Source organism: Vibrio sp. HDW18 (assembly GCF_011306175.1).
GTDB lineage: Bacteria > Pseudomonadota > Gammaproteobacteria > Enterobacterales > Vibrionaceae > Vibrio > Vibrio chanodichtyis.
The window spans coordinates 843,025-857,678 of the sequence record NZ_CP049913.1; the positions used below are offsets into that span (position 1 = coordinate 843,025).

Annotated in this window: 12 protein-coding genes and 1 pseudogene; 8 read left to right on the forward strand and 5 right to left on the reverse strand. The window is 41.7% G+C overall.

Annotation, left to right across the window (positions count from 1 at the left end; all coding sequences use genetic code 11):
- Positions 1–657 (reverse strand): site-specific DNA-methyltransferase, encoded by a 657-nt coding sequence (locus G7083_RS03940; protein WP_166013682.1) that lies wholly within the window; start codon positions 655–657, stop codon positions 1–3.
- A gap of 658 nt (positions 658–1,315) precedes the next feature.
- Positions 1,316–1,690, reverse strand: coding sequence for an elongation factor Ts (locus tag G7083_RS03945; RefSeq protein ID WP_166013683.1), 375 nt, complete (start codon positions 1,688–1,690; stop codon positions 1,316–1,318).
- Between the two features lie 75 nt (positions 1,691–1,765).
- Here G7083_RS03945 and G7083_RS03950 point away from each other — a divergent pair, with 75 nt between their 5' ends.
- Entirely contained in the window at positions 1,766–1,915 is a 150-nt protein-coding gene (locus G7083_RS03950; RefSeq protein ID WP_017790133.1) for a hypothetical protein, read from the forward strand.
- Positions 1,916–2,082: 167 nt separating this feature from the next.
- Here the strand turns inward: G7083_RS03950 and G7083_RS03955 are convergent, their stop codons facing one another.
- The gene (locus G7083_RS03955; RefSeq protein WP_011079925.1) at positions 2,083–2,481 is read right to left on the reverse strand and encodes a hypothetical protein; all 399 of its coding nucleotides are present in this window, start codon (positions 2,479–2,481) and stop codon (positions 2,083–2,085) included.
- A 163-nt stretch (positions 2,482–2,644) separates the two neighbouring features.
- On the opposite strand from G7083_RS03955, the gene G7083_RS03960 reads away from it, so the two are divergent.
- The 3 genes from G7083_RS03960 to G7083_RS03970 are packed head-to-tail and all read left to right on the forward strand — an operon-like array spanning position 2,645 to position 6,902.
- Positions 2,645–4,135: an N-6 DNA methylase gene (locus tag G7083_RS03960; RefSeq protein WP_166013684.1), complete on the forward strand. Its 1,491-nt coding sequence runs from the start codon at positions 2,645–2,647 to the stop codon at positions 4,133–4,135.
- The gene (locus G7083_RS03965; protein ID WP_166013685.1) at positions 4,135–5,904 is read left to right on the forward strand and encodes a restriction endonuclease subunit S; all 1,770 of its coding nucleotides are present in this window, start codon (positions 4,135–4,137) and stop codon (positions 5,902–5,904) included. Before G7083_RS03960 ends, G7083_RS03965 begins: the two co-directional genes overlap by 1 nt.
- Positions 5,905–5,906: 2 nt before the next feature.
- On the forward strand, positions 5,907–6,902 hold the full coding sequence (locus G7083_RS03970; RefSeq protein WP_166013686.1) for a hypothetical protein: 996 nt from the start codon (positions 5,907–5,909) through the stop codon (positions 6,900–6,902).
- Positions 6,903–7,799: 897 nt separating this feature from the next.
- On the opposite strand, the gene G7083_RS03975 is transcribed toward G7083_RS03970, so the two are convergent.
- Positions 7,800–8,087 carry a hypothetical protein gene (locus G7083_RS03975; RefSeq protein ID WP_005480519.1) on the reverse strand — a complete coding sequence of 96 codons (288 nt, stop codon included), beginning with the start codon at positions 8,085–8,087 and terminating at the stop codon, positions 7,800–7,802.
- Positions 8,088–8,758: 671 nt separating this feature from the next.
- On the opposite strand from G7083_RS03975, the gene G7083_RS03980 reads away from it, so the two are divergent.
- From G7083_RS03980 to G7083_RS03990, 3 genes and pseudogenes are all read left to right on the forward strand, one after another.
- A complete protein-coding gene (locus G7083_RS03980) occupies positions 8,759–9,298 on the forward strand; it encodes a hypothetical protein (protein ID WP_206212108.1) in 540 nt (179 codons plus the stop codon).
- A gap of 295 nt (positions 9,299–9,593) precedes the next feature.
- Entirely contained in the window at positions 9,594–10,385 is a 792-nt protein-coding gene (locus G7083_RS03985) for a metallophosphoesterase (protein WP_005480532.1), read from the forward strand.
- Between the two features lie 281 nt (positions 10,386–10,666).
- Positions 10,667–10,831: pseudogene (locus G7083_RS03990) on the forward strand (AAA family ATPase); the annotation flags it as partial.
- Positions 10,832–10,839: 8 nt separating this feature from the next.
- On the opposite strand, the gene G7083_RS03995 reads toward G7083_RS03990, so the two are convergent.
- The gene (locus G7083_RS03995; RefSeq protein WP_005480579.1) at positions 10,840–12,207 is read right to left on the reverse strand and encodes a site-specific integrase; all 1,368 of its coding nucleotides are present in this window, start codon (positions 12,205–12,207) and stop codon (positions 10,840–10,842) included.
- A gap of 677 nt (positions 12,208–12,884) precedes the next feature.
- Here G7083_RS03995 and G7083_RS04000 point away from each other — a divergent pair.
- Positions 12,885–14,645, forward strand: coding sequence for a GNAT family N-acyltransferase (locus G7083_RS04000; protein WP_166013688.1), 1,761 nt, complete (start codon positions 12,885–12,887; stop codon positions 14,643–14,645).
- Positions 14,646–14,654: the final 9 nt, after the last annotated feature.

The following is a 14,654-nucleotide window of genomic DNA, read 5'->3' on the forward strand; positions in this document are numbered from 1 at the left end:
TCAAAAGTCCGCACGCTGACGAATATGCTCATGGGCAGATGAGGAAATATCGTTACCTTTGAACTGACGATTCAAGTTTTTAGCTGCAACCAAAGTCGAGCCAGAGCCAAAAAACGGATCAACAACTAGCTCCCCTTCTCTGCTACTTTGAGCGACCAGAACTTCCAAGAGACTTACTGGCTTTTCAGTTGGATACCCTCTATAGACTCGTTTATGGGTCAGTATGTCAGGTATGCTCAAATCATTGAGCTTCCTCTTACCCTTTTCAAAAAACAGTATGTATTCGTGTCGAGCACGGTAGTGGTAGCCCATACCAATACTCACTTTGTCCCATACAATAGGTTTCCAGAATTTGAAGCCGATTTTTTCCGCTATCGGCTTAATGACAAACATCGTTTCTTGGTCACAGAAAAGGTAAAAGTGCGAGTGGTTCTTAAGCACACGATAGATCTCACTGAGTAACGCTTCGAATCTATCGTTAGGAAAAATCTCAAACCATTGATTACTTGAAGCCTTGCTAACCTTAAGCCGAGTCGTTGTCCCAATTTTTCGGTGTTTTTCTAAAGACTCATAGGGAGGGTCGGTGATTAATAGATCAACGCTCGCAGCATCGAGCGTTGACAACCATGTAACAGCATCATCTTGAAATAAGTTCATCAGAGTTCTATTCAACAAGACTACTGCATGCTTTCCCATTCATATAGGCTTGAGATTGCACTCCTTTATCTAGGCGACGACAATCTATGCAGTAGCTTTGATATCCTTCAGGGTTTCGAGCGGTCACTCTAGCAGGTGTTTTACCAAAGGACGATGGATATGGATGAAAAACGTGCTCTCCTCCATTCGCATCGGAACAATGAGGGCAGGACTTAAATTTTTGGCCTGTGTGGGGATCTCGTTTGTGTATCATCCCTACGTTCAAACGTTTGTTACAACAACGGCATGCCATGCAAAGCTCCTCTTTAGCATCATAGACAACTTATGATACTAACTGCTTATAAATCAAACAGTGAGGAAAGCAACAAAGTTCATCTTAGCTTGTCACCATCTAATCCTTACAAATGAGCATTCTTTTGGTTTCCTCGATAGAGATGAGACCCCAATCTAAATTCTCATTCATTACGATCAGTCGTGTATCAGGCAAAACGCTCATTGCTTCATCTATAGCCAACTTTAATGAGTCGAAGTCGAGACTCATTGCTCGGAGATCTGTCCTCTCTTTCCCTATAACATCATACCAATGCCCCTTGTACACAGCGTCCCCCTAATATTCCCCACCTAAAACAATTTCATAACTTGCACATTATTTAACATACTAAGCATCTATGCATTCATTTTCATTATCTAGTGTGTTGGAAATCTCGGAAAGCCCATCTAGAAGGCATTGATTTAAACACGTGTGTCCTACGTATTTAGGCACAACAACTCCCAATCCCAAAGCAATAAACTCTGGGTGTTCTGATACGATTTTTACGTACTGTTCTAGCCTATCTTCTGGTGTAGAAGGACGTTTAAGTTGCTTTTTTAACGTCTGTTGAAATTTGCTCACAGCCTCGGGATCTACATCATGAAGCTCCTCATACTCAGAGCAATAAAGCTCTTCATATAATACATCGGCCAGTTGCTTATGGCTCCAGCCTAACGCATCCAACATAGTTCGAATTTGCTTTTGTTTTTGGGTTGTCCCCATTTGTCCCTACCCTACTAGTTACTATGCAATGGTCTCAGCGGAGACAAGCATTCAATTAATGAAAAGGAAAATACTATGTCTAAAAACAAAGCACCAATGACCCCTGAAGCCGCTGCTCGTATTCAAGCGAATCAAGCAAAACAAAATGGCGGACAAGTCTCTAAAGATTCATTCGCGGCTCGCGCTCAACGCGCTGCTGCCAACAACCAAAAACAAGGTAAATAGGAGTAACCATCATGGCAAAACCAAGTTCTGCACCAAAAACTGCGCCGAAAGGTAATCCAAACTACCCAAGCACAACTGGCAAGCCTTCAGGCAAAGGTCGTGGCAACACACCTAAACGCTAAGTACATTAGATATAAATGAGGCAGTCTAGCTGCCTCATTTTTCTATTATGAACAACTTCTCGCATTCAGCTTGAAGTTACTCAAAAACAAGTTTTGATCAGATTTGTAATCGGAATACGGCACAGACTTTTCCGTTTGTGAAAGAGCGCATAAACACGTTTCTCGCTTACTCTCATACCAACTCACCGACACCATATTTTTTGACGAGTTTATGCAGGTATCAACGATGGCATACTCTACTTCTAATGGGTAACGCTCTTCATCAAAAGCACCATTCACCTTATAACCACCAACCACGCCCACGACCAATGCCGTACTGGCAGACACCAATTTCCGTTTACTAAATTTAAAGCCTTTGAAGCTTTTTTCACACTTCTCACACGAGATATTCTCTGCATATTCAATAACATTGTCAGTGTGACAATGGGGACACTCAACCTTCATTTTCTAGACAACCTGATTATATTTTTTATTATTTAATTTATATCACTGATTCATTATTAAACCACAATTACAAACATAGTTTCATAGCGATAAGTTCATTTTCTTCGACCCATTTCTGCTATAATAAGCCCCAATTTTTTCAGTCCATTAGCAGTAGAACTCCATGTCAATCAGTTCAGTTATCAAGTCTATTCAAGACATCATGCGTAAAGATGCGGGTGTTGATGGTGACGCGCAGCGTCTAGGCCAAATGTCGTGGCTTTTGTTCCTTAAAGTGTTTGATGCTCAAGAGGAAGAGCTAGAGTTCGAGTTAGATGATTACCGCGAACCAATCCCTGCCAAGTACCTATGGCGCAACTGGGCGGCAGATAACCAAGGCATTACGGGTGACGAGCTGCTGGAATTTATCAATGATGACCTATTCCCGACGTTAAAAAACCTAACCGCACCGAAAGACACCAACCCACGTGGTTTTGTGGTGAAAGAAGCTTTTAGTGATGCCTTCAACTACATGAAAAATGGCACACTGCTGCGCCAAGTGATTAACAAGCTCAACGAAATCGACTTTACTGACTCTAAAGAACGTCACCTGTTTGGTGATATCTACGAACAAATCCTACGTGACCTACAAAGCGCAGGTAATGCAGGTGAGTTCTACACCCCTCGCGCGGTGACTCGTTTTATCGTCAATCGTCTTGACCCTAAACTAGGTGAGCAGATTATGGATCCCGCCTGCGGTACAGGCGGTTTCTTGGCTTGCTCGTTCGATCACGTTAAAGAGAACTACGTGACAAGCGCAGCCGACCACCAAACGCTGCAAAAGCAAATCCATGGTGTAGAGAAGAAACAACTGCCACATTTGCTGTGTATCACCAATATGATGCTCCACGGCATCGAAGTCCCTGTGCAGATTAAGCATGGCAACACGCTCAATAAGCCGCTTTCAAGTTGGGATAGCAATATCAATGTGATTGCGACTAACCCACCGTTTGGCGGCACAGAAGAGGACGGGATTGAAAAGAACTTTCCTGCCGAAATGCAAACTCGTGAAACCGCCGATCTGTTCTTGCAGCTGATTGTCGAAGTATTGGATAAAGAGGGTCGCGCTGGTGTGGTGTTGCCTGATGGCACCTTATTTGGTGAAGGTGTAAAAACCAAAATTAAAAAGATGCTGACGGAAGAGTGTAACCTGCACACGATTGTTCGCTTACCTAATGGCGTGTTCAACCCATACACAGGTATTAAGACCAACATTCTGTTCTTTACCAAAGGCCAACCGACCAAAGAAGTGTGGTTCTACGAGCACCCTTACCCAGAAGGCGTGAAGAACTACAGCAAAACCAAACCGATGAAGTTTGAAGAGTTCCAGCAAGAGATCGATTGGTGGGGTAACGAGGCCGATGGATTCGCTAGCCGCATCGAAACCAAGCAAGCTTGGAAAGTGTCGATTGAAGATATTATCGAGCGCAATTTTAACCTTGATATTAAAAATCCGTATCAGGACGAAGTCGTCAGCCATGATCCTGAAGAGTTACTGGCGAGCTATCAGCAGCAGCAACAAGACATAAAAGCACTGCGTGACCAACTAAAAGGCATTCTCGGTGATGCGCTTAGCTCTACCATTCAAGGTAAAAAGCAAGGTGGAGAGCAATAATGGCTGTCGAAAACCTGATTACTGAGCATATTGATATTTGGACTTCAGCAGTTAAGACCAAATCGGCCTCTGGCCGTGGTAGCAGCAAGAAACTGGAGCTTTATGGCGTTAAAAAGCTGCGTGAGCTGATTTTAGAGTTAGCTGTGCGAGGCAAACTTGTTCCTCAAGATCCTAATGACGAGCCAGCTTCATTGTTGCTTGAGCGTATTACTGCTGAAAAAGCGCGGTTGGTGAAAGAGCAAAAGATCAAAAAGCCAAAGCAATTACCTGCTATTAGTGAAAGCGAAATAATCGAAGAATTACCCAAATCGTGGGAACTTGTTCGAATCGGGTGCATGTCAACCTTGGAGAATGGTGATCGTAGCAAAAACTATCCAAATAAATCAGTACTTGTTGAATCAGGCATACCATTTGTAAATGCAGGGCATCTCGTAAATAGTCGTATTAACGAAGCTGAGATGACTTACATTACTCAAGAGCGATTCGACTTACTTAGAGCTGGTAAATTTAATGATGGTGACATTCTGTTCTGCTTGAGAGGTTCACTAGGGAAATGCGCTATTGTTGAGAACTTTGGAATAGGTGCTATTGCATCTTCTTTAGTTATAGTAAAACCAGAAAAGAGCGTTATTCCAGAGTATCTCCTGAAGTTTTTCGAGTCGCCATTATCTCTATCAAATATCAGAAAATATGACAATGGTACTGCTCAACCGAACTTGTCAGCATCAGACTTAGCTAAGTTTGTTATTCCTCTACCTCCGCTAAACGAGCAACACCGCATCGTCGCCAAAGTCGATGAGCTAATGGCGCTCTGCGACCAGCTAGAGCAACAAACCGAAGCCAGTATCGAAGCGCATCAAGTGCTGGTAACAACACTGTTGGAAACACTCACCAACTCTGCCGATGCAGACGAGTTGATGCAAAACTGGGCGCGAATCAGCGAGCATTTCGATACCTTATTCACCACCGAAGAGAGTATCGACCAGCTTAAACAAACCATCCTACAACTGGCAGTGATGGGTAAGCTAGTTCCACAAGATCCAAGCGATGAGCCTGCTGCTGAGTTACTGAAAAGAATTGCGGAAGAAAAGGCGCAGTTAGTCAGAGAGAAGAAAATCAAAAAGCAAAAAGCGCTACTGCCGATTTCTGAAGATGAAAAGCCATTTGAACTACCGAGTGGTTGGAGCTATGAGCGACTAGGAAATATATGTGAGAAGATGGGTTCTGGGAGCACCCCAAGAGGTGGTCAGTCTGCATATGTAACAGAAGGAATTCCATTTTTACGGTCACAGAATGTTTGGAATGGTGAATTAAAATTAAATGACATTGCTTACATCCCCCAAGAAACGCATGACAAAATGGAAAATACCAAAGTTTACCCTGGTGATGTATTACTAAATATTACAGGGGCATCACTCGGTAGGTCTACTATATTCCCAGAGGAAATCCCAGAAGCAAATGTTAGTCAGCATGTAACCATAATCAGACTGATAGAGCCTAAAATGAAGGAGTTCATTCATATTGGTATTATTTCACCTCTAATTCAAAATCTTGTTTGGGGCAGGCAAGTCGGGATGGCAATTGAAGGCCTGAGTAAAAAAGTACTAGAACAGTTTGAATTTCCAGTTCCACCACTAGAAGAACAGAAACTAATTGTAGAAAAAGTAACTGAACTACTAAATATTTGTGAAAACCTTAAAGCCCAACTAGTGGCCTCTCAAACAACTCAAATACAACTAACGGATTCAATTGTTGATCAAGTGGTATAACCATGAGCCTATACAATATCGCCGATAAAAACCTCACCGCCCTGACACCGACCACCTTTGCAGCCGAAGGGCTGCAAGAACGGCACGATTTACAAGAAGCGCTGAAAGGATGTATTGATGCCATCGCACCTGATTGTTTGGTGATATCAGAAGAGTTTTCAGACTGGGAAGACAGCCGTCGTCGTATTGACCTGTTAGCCATCGACAAGAATGCCAACTTAGTCGTTATCGAGCTTAAGCGGGATGAAATCGGTGCGCATATGGAACTTCAAGCGCTACGCTATGCAGCAATGATCTCTACCATGACGTTCGACAAAGCGTGTGACTACTATGCCCAATACTTAAAAAAAGAAGGTCAAGAGGTTGAGGCCCGCGAAGCCATTCTGGAGTTTGTCGATCTCGATGAAAACAGTTTGGATGACTTTGGTAACGATGTTCGAATCGTTTTAGCCTCAGCAGATTTCGGTAAAGAACTCACCACTTCTGTATTGTGGCTGCGTGATAAAGGCATCGATATCAGTTGTGTGCGCCTCACACCCTACCGTTACAAAGAAGATGTACTGATCAATGCCGAACAGATCATCCCTGTACCCGAGGTAGAAGAGTACCAGGTGAAGTTCCGCGAGAAGCGTGCCGAGCAGCGCACAAGCGTTCAAAAAGGCGAAAAAGATTACTCAGAGTATCGCTATAACGGTCATACCTATAAAAAGCGTCACCTCGCGCTAGCGTTAGTCACTGACTGGATCGAGAAGCATCAGCCGCAAAGCCTGAATGATGTGCTCAACGCATTTAACGAACCAGTAAGACGACGCATTGCCATCCTAGCGCATGAAATCCCTCAAGGTAGAATTCGCCGTTTCCACAGCGATGAAGACGCGCTAATTACGTTGCCTAACGACGAGGTGATAGCGATTACCAACCAGTGGAGCCTCAGCAATATCACTCGATTGATTCACTTTGCAGAGCAAAGTGGCATGGTTGTAGAAAAAGCAGACTGATTCAGCTACCCAAAATCGCAAGTAACAAGCTTTGAGTAGAACATAGTTCTCCTCGAAGCATTTTTTATTTGTTAATCAAATACGCAATCTTTAGGTTTTGATAGTTTAAGCGAGAACACTGTTCTCGCAGTATCAATAACCATTTTAACAATCCCCTGTTACGCAACTCGTTACTCAGAGAACATTGTTCTCTGTGATGAGAATCGGCTTCACTTTAAGTTGGCGTTGTCACTGACTATTACTCGCTTACATTCATCTACTTTTATTTTGGATACTGTTTGCTCGCTAATCGATACACGACCATAAGCAAATGTCCGTCCCTCACTCCCAACTGACCACACCTTTTGGTGTCACAATTGATATCATTAACCAATTTGGTGTCAGAAAATGGATGTTTTTTGATACTACCAATATGTTTACATCTCGCTAAATTTGACTACTTAAGTCAAGAATTTAGGCAAACCACCTTTGCCTAAAGAAAATCTAGAAAATAAACTTAACCCCATAGATAATAATCATGACTCTAAAGTTATTTCCATATAATTAAAAACAAATTAATTATAAAAACACTTTGACATTAAAATTCAACATGAAAAACTAAACTTTATTTATTTAATTTTTCATGTTATAACTATTATAACCGTTATAACTATTATAAAGTTATAATTCTAATATAAGGTTAGCTTTTACAAAAATGAAGGTTAAACTCAAATAAGTCTAAATTATTGCAGAAATTCTTCTGCCACGACTGGCACTTTCAACGCCAGTAGTGGCACATTGATTGCCAGTCTTGGCAAATTCTCTTGCCACGAGCTTTGATGACGGAATTTTTAAGGCTTTCATCATTTGTCTGATAAAAGTCCACTGGCTTTAGAGTTGTGCAAAAAAAGAACAGCGTTAGAATACGTTTAATGCCTCATTTTTTCTTGACTTATAGCGGTTGCAGCCATATAAGCCTGGCACTCGGCATTCTTTCTTTTCTTTAATATCTTTTCTTTTCAAACGAACTTTTGGAACATTGTTCTTTTCATCTAAATTAATAGAATTTGCTCTGCGTAATGCTTCTTCATCTGAAATTTCATTGTAGATCACTTTAAAATTATTGAGCTTAGTTTCACGTTCTTCTCTTACGGATAGATAACTCATTTCACGATTACGTTTAGAATAAACTAGAACTTTAGACATATCGACAACCCTCTTGATATATATGGATAAATTCAATGACCATTATATTTATCAAGTAATATTCTCTTTGTAAAGGACCTTTTAATACTATTTAAAAATCACTTTAACATTTAATTATTAAATAAAAACCTTTTGATTTAATAATTATTAAATTAGAGAAACAATAATTAGTTTAACTTCTACCAAAAATGAAAATGATCGGACTCTGGGCTATTAGTGTTGCGATTCTCCTCCTCAAAGAATCATATTTATCATCATAGATTCCGAGTTAGGATCCTAACCGAGAATAAAGAACAGTTTCTGACTATTGGTGCTGCCATTTCCTTACCTCAAAACAACCATAATCATCCCCATAAATTCCGAGTTAGGATCCTAACCGAGAATAAAGAACAGTTTCTGACTATTGGTGACGCTATTCCCCCTCCTCAAAGAACCATATTCATCCCCATAAGTTCCGAGTTAGGTTCCTAACCGAGAATAGAGAACAGATTCTGACTATTGGTGACGCTATTCCCCCTCCTCAAAGAACCATATTCATCATAGATTCAGAGTTAGGATCCTAACTCTGACAAATAAGTCAGGAATCACTAGGGTATCAGCGACTACCGATGCTTTAACTTCAATCACAAGTGGACAAAAATATATGTCATACTTACTTTTTGTGACTACTTATGAGCATTGACGTGAAGATTGAGACTGCATTAGAACGACTGCATAAGTTTGATAGAAAAGGCATACATGTTTATCGAAAGAGTGATCTCAGGAGATTATTTTTTGATGATTCACTTACAGCATTCCAGCAAAGCTTGCTGCGTTTAGTAAAAGCAGGAGTACTAGAGAGGGTGTGCAATGGTGTTTATGTATTCTCATACAGCCGTCATAGAGGTGGTTATACTATTGAATATATTGCTAAATGCTTGCGACGGGGAGAGTACAATTACATCTCTCTAGAATCGGCACTCTCAGAATACAGTGTCATTTCTCAAGTAATGACCGATAGAATTACTATCATGACAACGGGGCGTAAAGGGGAGTTTAGAACTCCCTACGGCGTTATCGAGTTCACGCACACCAAACGTGATGATATTGACATTATCAACAATACCATAACTTCAGATCGGCCCCTTCGGATTGCGAAGAAAGAGACAGCACTTCGTGATCTAAAAAGAGTTGGAAGAAACACACACTTAATTGTGACGGATCACGATTAGGCAGTTTGCATTTCGTAATCGCCAGCCTCTTAGAAGTTCTCTCAACAAAACATCTTAATCATTAACAATAAAAACAAATAATTTCAGATATTTAAAGGTAACTAAGATTTAGACACTAAAAGTTAGTGTCTAAATCTTAGTGCCGAAAAATCAAACAAAACATCCAGTCATTTCCCTATACAGAAGTTACCTTTCAAGTAACTTGAGTAGAAATACGTAGCGTGTGTGCTCACTTCTCTAATCCAAATAACCGATGTACCATCGGATGGTCAATCAATCTTAAGGTTATAATAGTTTGAAGTTTTACGTTGTATCTGACCTGCATCTCGACATTCATGGAATACGCCGTGATTTCTGGCATAGCTTTGATAAAGAAGCCACTTTAGTCGTTGCAGGTGACACTGCGAACGGCCTCTCATGCATGACGTATGTGAAGAATGTACTTTGCCGCCACTTTAAGGCTGTAATAATGATTGCAGGAAACCATGAATGGTATAGCAATAAGAGTAAATCCTACCGCCATAACAGTACGTCCGTTGAGTGCAAATCTATTGCTAACTCTGGCGTTCTCCAAGATTCTAGGAGTTCCGTACTAGCCAAGCTTAAGTCTCATAGTGATACAACTGCGAACTTGTTTTTTCTGGATAATGAGTCAATAGATTTAGATGGATGTCGCATTTATGGAGGGACTCTTTGGTTTCCTATCCACACATACTCGTCTGCACTGATTGATGCCTACTCAGAACTGATGAATGATACAAAGTACATCAGCCATCAAATGATTGAAGAGCAGTACAAAGCGTTCGTTAATAACCTCCCAGAAAAAGTTGATCTTGTTGTTTCACATCATCTTCCTTCCAAAGAAGCTTTCGCCGTAGAAGCAAATGCCAACAGTGTTTATGCTCCTTACTACCATGCAGGGTTGAGTAATGAGTTGATCTCTAGAGCTAGGTATTGGGTGGCAGGGCATCAACATGATGCAGTAGAGAAAGTCATTGCGGACGGTAGAACCACATTTATTTGTAACCCCAAGGGTTCAGCTCGCTTAGCCAGTGGATTACTTACTAATAAAGCTTATTACCTATGAGAGCTAGCCAGCAATAAACTTCGGCATCTGAAAGTCCGCTAGGGCTTTCTCACTGCGATCATTGACCTTGTGAAGCAACCAATCAGAAATGATGCATAGGCTCATCACCTCCCTTCACGATCCCAACACTATCATTTGCACAAAAAACACCCACAACACTTTTACGCGCATAAAAGTGTTATTTTTTCATTTTCTAGCGCATAAAAATGTTTTTACTTGCATTTTATTGCGCATTTTTGTGTAACAATCAACCAGATAAGCACTTTAACTGAGGTGGCTAGATTGAAAACCTACTCACCTGGAAAGACAAGCCTACAAGGAAGCTTTTGCTGATTGACGGTGCTAGACAAACTGGTAAAACATTCCTATTGCAGGAACTATTAGGAAGTACATTCGAAAATGTCATAAGAATCGATTTCCTAGAAAGCCCCAACGGGGCTTTCAAAAACAATCTTTATTTAAGATTAGCTCTTAGCGACTGAGTACTTTTAATGTCTGGAAAAGGTAACGTTTCAGCGGAGGGTACAACTGACAACGCTGGTGGAACATACCCAATCAACTCTTTCAATTTACTGCTCCAGGTTTCAAGCCCACCAAGCTTATCGTCAAAATAGTCATAGCGATCATAGTGACGTGTACTTACATCTTGTAAGGCGTGATTTTGAATACGATCCCTGACTTCTTTGCTGATTCGGCATGCCCCCATCAAAGTTTTACACGTTCGACGCAAATCCTTAGGCACAAACTTATCGAACCCCACGGCATCGCGATAACGAGTCACTGCACGACAAATTGAGCTAGTTTTCATGGGTTCTTCTGCATCTTTAGGATTTGGAAAAACATATCGTCCACCACCAGAAAGCTCATATTGTTTCTGAAGTATTTCAAAAGCCAATCCGTTCAACGGTACGATATGATCTTTTTTGTTTTTGGAACGTTCTTTAGTAATACAGATAAACTTCTCTTCCCAATCAACATTCCACCATTCAAGTGTAATCACCTCATATGGTCGTTGCCCCCCTAGATAGATGCACAGTTGAAGTAAGTGCCTCAAATCTTGTCCGATGGGTACAAGATCATAGTTTTCACGAAGATCTTTTAGCAGACGCCGTAACTCTCGCCATTCTAAGAACCTTTCACCAATGCGCTCTCCGTCTTTTTGCTTAGGAATTGGTGCTACTGGATTGTATTTTATGCCAAATTTCGACTCTAAAGAGAAATAGCGAGGATCGTTATCAAAGCGCATCCCATGGTTAAACGCCGCCATCACATAGCTACGTACTCGGTTACTTTGGGTGATAGCTCCGCGCTGGATCATCTTACTAATAACGTATTTAATATCATCAGTCGTTACATCACACGCTTTGGTGTTTCTGTCTATATATGGATAGAATTCTCGTACCAGCGCATTTCGCACGTCTTCATACGTTCTCTTTCCATCTATTTTCATGCGCTCCGTATAGCTATGAAATAGCTCATCAATGGTTCCTAAGCTTTTACTCTCTGCATCAATTTTTTTCTGCTCGCTCTCTTGTTGTTCAAGATGCAATTTAGGATCTTTTCCGCCGAGCAACAGTTGTGAGAAGACCTGGGCTTTCTCGCGAGCTTCTGTAAGAGCCATACTGCCAGCACGTGTACTGAATAAACCGATTGAGATAAATTTTTCTTTCTGTTGCTGGTAGTAGCGAAACACGAACTGCTTTTTCCCACTAGTGAAAATTTTTACACCCAAACGCCCTATACCTCGTTGACCTGACTGATCCCAGAGATAATAGGAATTTTTACGACTGGTCGCGGATTGAATTTTAGTAACAGTTAACATTCTGATTTTCTCTTGTCTTTTTTGGCGAAGTTAACTTTCTAGGTCAACAGGCATAACCTAAAAGCAGCCAAAAATGATATTGACAAACTTCCTACCTAAGCAAAGCTAGGTCAGGTAATGGGTCAGACAAGAGAAAAGTGACATGAAAATCAATGCAAACTAACGCAACAAAGACAAACAGATAAACATTTGAATTTAATAGAAATTACCAAGCATTGCATACTCATAAAAATGAACCTGGTAGGACTCATAATCGCTTGGTCCCCAGTTCAAGCCTGGGAGGGGCCACCAAATTCTAGAAGGTTAGTAAGCGTAGTGTTTACTAACCTTTTTTGTACCTGACGATTTTGGGTCAGACAATGGATCAGGTAAGCCGTCGAAAAGCCTGACAAAAAGCAACGGGAGCCTGCGCTCCCGTTTATTCCAGTACAGCCAAACAAAGGTGTAATGTCGTTGTTATTGTCTGCGTTTTATCCGCTTAAATAAAATAGCATTAAACGTTTTTATTCAGCACATTTTTGTACAAACCGTGAGCGCATAAACTCATTTCTGAAAATATCTAAACCATTACAGCTTATGCGTCCCCCATTCGGCGCAATAAAAAACTCATCAGAATGTCGCCATTTTGCAATATCTCAGCACTAGCCTATTAGCAAACCAGCAAATTAGGGATTGCTATGCTTGCTACCTCACCATTCGTTTTACCACGCAAAACGCCATTTGGTTTAGGTGAACACTTAACAGAATGGGCTACCGGATTAAAGCGTCTTAATCAGTTCTATGCCCAGCGCCCAGTTGGTGGTGATACGCAAGCATTTCTGCGCTTTACTTTAGACGTGCTTGGCATTGAGTACCAACTGGTGCGCGGTCAGCTCGCCAATATTCCACAACATGGGGCAACCGTCGTGGTGGCTAACCATCCTCTAGGCTGTGTCGAGGGGGTGATTTTAGCCAAATTGCTGCTCTCGGTTCGTTCTGATGTGAAAATTTTAGCCAACCAATATTTAAAACTCGTACCTGAGCTGGCTTCATTATTTATTGGGGTTGATGTATTTGCAGGTAATGATGCAGCGAAGGCCAACTTAGCGGCACTACGTCAAGCACACAAACATCTTGCACAAGGTGGCGTGCTGCTGATGTTTCCGGCTGGTGAAGTTTCGCAATCGGTAAACAACCAGCCAGGCCGCTTAGAGGATAAAGAGTGGAGTCAATCGGTTAGTCGGTTAGTGAAAAAACACCAAGCGCAGACAGTGCCGGTTTATATTGATGGCCATAACTCAAGCCGATTTTATTTAGCAGGGAAAATTCACCCGATGCTGCGTACGCTCATGCTTGGCCGTGAATTACTCAATAAGCAACAAACTTCGATAGGAATCGCACTTGGTGAAGCAATTTCACATCGTGAGGTACAGCATCTTTGCGATCAACAGTTGGTCAATTACTTACGCCTCAATACCTATCTGCTCCAGCCCTCTCCCGAGCGTAATAAAACTGCCAGTGATCACTCCTTATTACCGGTCGCCGAGCGTCTACCCGTTAGCGATTTGCTGGAAAATATTGCTCAGCTACCTTATGCAGACCATATGCTGCGGCATAATCAGTTCGATGTGTATTGCAGCAAAGCCGAAAATATTCCGGCTCTGATGCATGAAATTGGCCGAGTACGTGAGTTGAATTTTCGAGCGGTTGGAGAAGGTACCGGTCACGCATTAGATATTGATCGGTTTGATCGCGATTACCTGCATCTATTCATTTGGGATCGCGAGCAACAGCAATTGGTTGGAGCCTATCGATTAGGCTTGGTTGATCAGCTTTTGCAACATAATGGAATTAATGGCCTCTATTCCAGTACTCTTTTTCACTACGATCAGCGTTTTCTCAATAATATGGGTAATGCGATTGAGATGGGCCGCTCAGTGATAGATAGTCAATACCAAAAGAGTATGACCGCACTGTTGCTGCTCTGGAAAGGGATTGGAACCTATATTAGCCGAAATCCACACTATACCCATCTCTTTGGTCCGGTCAGCATCAGTAATGACTACAGTGAGCAGGCGCGACGTTTACTCGCTGACACCATGACACTGCACTATTATGACCGCGAACAAGCACAATTAGTCATCGCCAGCAATCCGCCTCCCAGCGAGCCAACACAGTGGAATGCCAGCTTATTAACCTCACTTGCCGACTTACAATTACTGTCACGGGTGATTGCGCGGATTGATGAAGGTAAAGGCGTTCCCGTCTTACTGCGCCAATATTTAGGCCTGAACGGTAAATTGGTCAGTTTTAACGTTGATCCGGCGTTCAATAATGCACTTGATGGCTTGATTGTGGTCGACCTACGTAACGTCACCAGCAAAACACTCGCGCGCTATATGGGGCAACAGCAAGCACAGGATTACCTGATAAATCATCAATATTTCAGTGAAATTTAAACAATGAGG

Excerpts from the sequence above, each read along its gene's own strand:
- G7083_RS03940 (WP_166013682.1), bottom strand. The coding sequence starts at position 657 with ATGAACTTATTTCAAGATGATGCTGTTACATGGTTGTCAACGCTCGAT.
- G7083_RS03945 (WP_166013683.1), bottom strand. The coding sequence starts at position 1,690 with ATGGGGACAACCCAAAAACAAAAGCAAATTCGAACTATGTTGGATGCG.
- G7083_RS03950 (WP_017790133.1), top strand. The coding sequence starts at position 1,766 with ATGTCTAAAAACAAAGCACCAATGACCCCTGAAGCCGCTGCTCGTATT.
- G7083_RS03955 (WP_011079925.1), bottom strand. The coding sequence starts at position 2,481 with ATGAAGGTTGAGTGTCCCCATTGTCACACTGACAATGTTATTGAATAT.
- G7083_RS03960 (WP_166013684.1), top strand. The coding sequence starts at position 2,645 with ATGTCAATCAGTTCAGTTATCAAGTCTATTCAAGACATCATGCGTAAA.
- G7083_RS03965 (WP_166013685.1), top strand. The coding sequence starts at position 4,135 with ATGGCTGTCGAAAACCTGATTACTGAGCATATTGATATTTGGACTTCA.
- G7083_RS03970 (WP_166013686.1), top strand. The coding sequence starts at position 5,907 with ATGAGCCTATACAATATCGCCGATAAAAACCTCACCGCCCTGACACCG.
- G7083_RS03975 (WP_005480519.1), bottom strand. The coding sequence starts at position 8,087 with ATGTCTAAAGTTCTAGTTTATTCTAAACGTAATCGTGAAATGAGTTAT.
- G7083_RS03980 (WP_206212108.1), top strand. The coding sequence starts at position 8,759 with ATGAGCATTGACGTGAAGATTGAGACTGCATTAGAACGACTGCATAAG.
- G7083_RS03995 (WP_005480579.1), bottom strand. The coding sequence starts at position 12,207 with ATGTTAACTGTTACTAAAATTCAATCCGCGACCAGTCGTAAAAATTCC.
- G7083_RS04000 (WP_166013688.1), top strand. The coding sequence starts at position 12,885 with ATGCTTGCTACCTCACCATTCGTTTTACCACGCAAAACGCCATTTGGT.